The organism is Bartonella sp. TS82HLJMH (assembly GCF_042193495.1).
GTDB classification, from domain to species: Bacteria; Pseudomonadota; Alphaproteobacteria; order Rhizobiales; family Rhizobiaceae; genus Bartonella; species Bartonella grahamii.
The window spans coordinates 1-2,705 of record NZ_JBHILU010000050.1 but is presented as its reverse complement, the minus strand read 5'-3'; the positions used below and the strand labels follow the sequence as shown (position 1 = coordinate 2,705).

Sequence of the window (2,705 nt, the reverse complement as noted above, 5' to 3'; positions counted from 1 at the left end):
CACGGGCTGCTAAACCAAATGGTTAAAGATGTGCGCAACACTTTTGGGCAGCCCATCATCTACACGCGAAAGGACAATCAGCAATCTTTTCGTATCACAGCGATTTACGGCATTAAGCATTCAGAATCGGACGCTGGTGGCAGAATCCCTAGCACAATTGCAAGAAAGGAACTTGATCTTTGTATCAATGATATTGGGTGGTGCCACCAAACCCTCAAGATAGTGTTATTGTGATGGATCCTGAAAACAGCAAAGCTCCTTCTTCCCAAGAGCACTTCACTGTCACAGATGTCCAAGCCTCAGAATCCGGTATGTATAAGCTTATCTTGCGGGAGATAAAAAATGGACGTATCTTTATCTTGTGTATTTAAAAATTAATAAGGCTGCCCAAGAGCCCGAATTACTGCTACAAACCTTGGATTTGGAATGGCACTAAATCGGTAACTCCATGGTGAGCCAGTACGGTGACTGATGTGACATCTTTGATATGTTATAGTGACTGATGCAATTCGTGTCCAAGTAGTTCTTTCATTATCTTCAGGGCTTTCAAATACAATAGCTTGGTTTGTTACTAAAAGACGTCCTAAAGCTGGAGTCTTTTCGTAAATATTGAAGGTAACGCGTTCTTGAACTCCCAACAGTTTTTCATTTTTTGCTAAACGATAATCATATTCACTTGCGTCAAGTTCTTGAAACATTTCACATGCTTCCTCAAAATTAGAGGGAGGAATATCTGATTGCCACAGAGCAACTTCTTGCTCAAAGTTTTTTTCCTTTTTCGCCTCACGATAGGCAATAATAACAAAAATTAAAACAATAAGAATGGGTACTAATAACCATGGTGTAATAGTTACTGTTACCACAATGCCTCCACTCAACAGAACACAAAGGAGAAAGATCTGTACCCTCTTTTCTAATCGTTTTTTTTCAAGTTCCGGCGACATTTTATTAACAACTGATAAATCAGAAGAAGGGTGGATATGGGGGGGAGGCATTAAAACCTGCTCTGAAACTTTTTCTTTAAAACGTTTTTTGCGTTTATCTTGCCAATGAACAAAAATAGACAAAGCAATAAATGCAAAGAAAAGTAACCTGAACCATCCCCAAAAACCTAGACCATCATTTTCGTCTGACTTTTTGTCTTGAACATGGATACTTTGCTTATCAGTATTCTCAGGTAGTACCTGTTTCACGCTTTCATTTTGAGTAGCAACATATATTAATGAAGTCGAGGAGGAGGAAAAAATTTCATTATTGTATGTAACTTGATCTGGTTCGATTTTGTGAAAAAAAAACGCACCTAATATTGCAGAGCCGAGAAATGATAAAACTCCAATACCAAGAGTTTTCAGTCCGTTTTTCCGCCATTTTTTTATACACACTAAAACAAGTCCGACAACCATCATTGGGAATGATAACAAGCATACGATCACCGCAATTGTATCAAGCGTATCGAGCATTATTTCCCCCTCCACTATAAATAAAAAACTAAGCCGAAAATTTAAAGTGAGTCGACAAATAAAGTAAAGATGTGCTTATAATTTTTAGAAAAAAGTGATATTGCTGCGTGACATTATTACAGCGATATGAATAATCGAATCAGGTGCCTAAAAAACACTTTAAAGCAACTAGCGAACGGATTGCTGGAGCAATATCTTCTCCGCCAATTAAAGTTTTGACTCGTTGTATGCTACACGCATATAATAACTTTGTCGGGTATAGTTACACTATACAAGACCCTTTACGGGGAAAATGTAACGGACGGGGCTAGTTGCCCATGTTTCTTAGCACCCAGAGCTCTTTTAGAGTGTCATTAAGAAACATCTAACAACTAGGAGTCCTTTATGAATGCCCTTATAGAAATTAAAGAACAAATTATTGAGCAGGATACAGTTCAAACGATAAATGCTCGTGAGTTGCATGCATTTTTGGAGATAAAATCCGATCTCATTGAGAGCTTGTGAGACGGCATCAAAAGCAAGTGGTAAACCTTGTCCGAATGGTTTAGCGGCATGATAAGCAAATTAACCAGCTGGATGCCTAATTGGATGAAAAAAAAAAGCTAGGCTTTAATGTTTCAATCAACAAAACTTCAACCCAGACCATTAAAACCTTTACCAATGAAACCAATGCACGGGCAAAAAAAATGTTGGATACAGGAGTGGTTACAAATACCCCGCCTGAAAAACGCAAGAGTGGTTTTAATACAAGTGTCGTTGAACAGGACAAATGCAGGCAACAAATAAAGTGGGTGCCTTTAAAGCTCCAAAGCCCATTACGGTTCACAAATCTGTTGAAGTAGACGCCCATGTAACCATTACAAATCTAAATATTTCAGTACCAAATGGTTTCAAGGACGAAATCAGAGACGCTGACAATAAAGCACTTGATATGTCTTATGGGGTTCCATGGGTGGAACAAGGGCTTGGTGGTTTGTTAGCAGGCAATGGACCAATCCAATGGGCTTTGGCAACCATTATGGTTTTAGCCGCATGTGCTGGTATTTTCTTTGTTGCTAAACGCTTTCAGCAGCACCACCTATGGTCTTATGGATGAAAGGAAATCTGATGGTAACAGGCGCGGCTTTAGCCGCTTTTTTATTGCATTAGCAAGAGCATTTACTCTTGAGAAAAAGAGTGAACAGAAAAAGCAAACAGAAAAAGCTTTAAAAGCAGCCACAACACGTCTGGAGGTGGAAAGTGAAG

At 38.9% G+C, this 2,705-nt stretch carries 1 protein-coding gene and 4 pseudogenes; 4 read left to right on the top strand and 1 reads right to left on the bottom strand.

Translation table 11 applies throughout. The features are described 5' to 3' along the window. Positions 1–371, top strand: a pseudogene (locus ACFIKO_RS09040) (hypothetical protein); the annotation flags it as partial. 3 nt (positions 372–374) lie between these two features. On the opposite strand, the gene ACFIKO_RS09035 reads toward ACFIKO_RS09040, so the two are convergent. Further along, entirely contained in the window at positions 375–1,460 is a 1,086-nt protein-coding gene (locus ACFIKO_RS09035; protein WP_375620329.1) for a hypothetical protein, read from the bottom strand. Positions 1,461–1,844: 384 nt separating this feature from the next. Between ACFIKO_RS09035 and ACFIKO_RS09030 the strand changes: the two are divergent. From ACFIKO_RS09030 to ACFIKO_RS09020, 3 pseudogenes are all read left to right on the top strand, one after another. Beyond that, positions 1,845–1,946, top strand: a pseudogene (locus ACFIKO_RS09030) (phage antirepressor Ant); the annotation flags it as partial. 18 nt (positions 1,947–1,964) lie between these two features. Further along, positions 1,965–2,391 (top strand): annotated as a pseudogene (locus tag ACFIKO_RS09025) (phage tail protein); the annotation flags it as partial. A 30-nt stretch (positions 2,392–2,421) separates the two neighbouring features. After that, a pseudogene (locus ACFIKO_RS09020) lies at positions 2,422–2,556 on the top strand (lysozyme); the annotation flags it as partial. Positions 2,557–2,705: the final 149 nt, after the last annotated feature.

Bases quoted from the DNA above. Each gene is read 5' to 3' on its own strand.
- ACFIKO_RS09035 (WP_375620329.1), bottom strand. From the start codon at position 1,460: ATGCTCGATACGCTTGATACAATTGCGGTGATCGTATGCTTGTTATCA.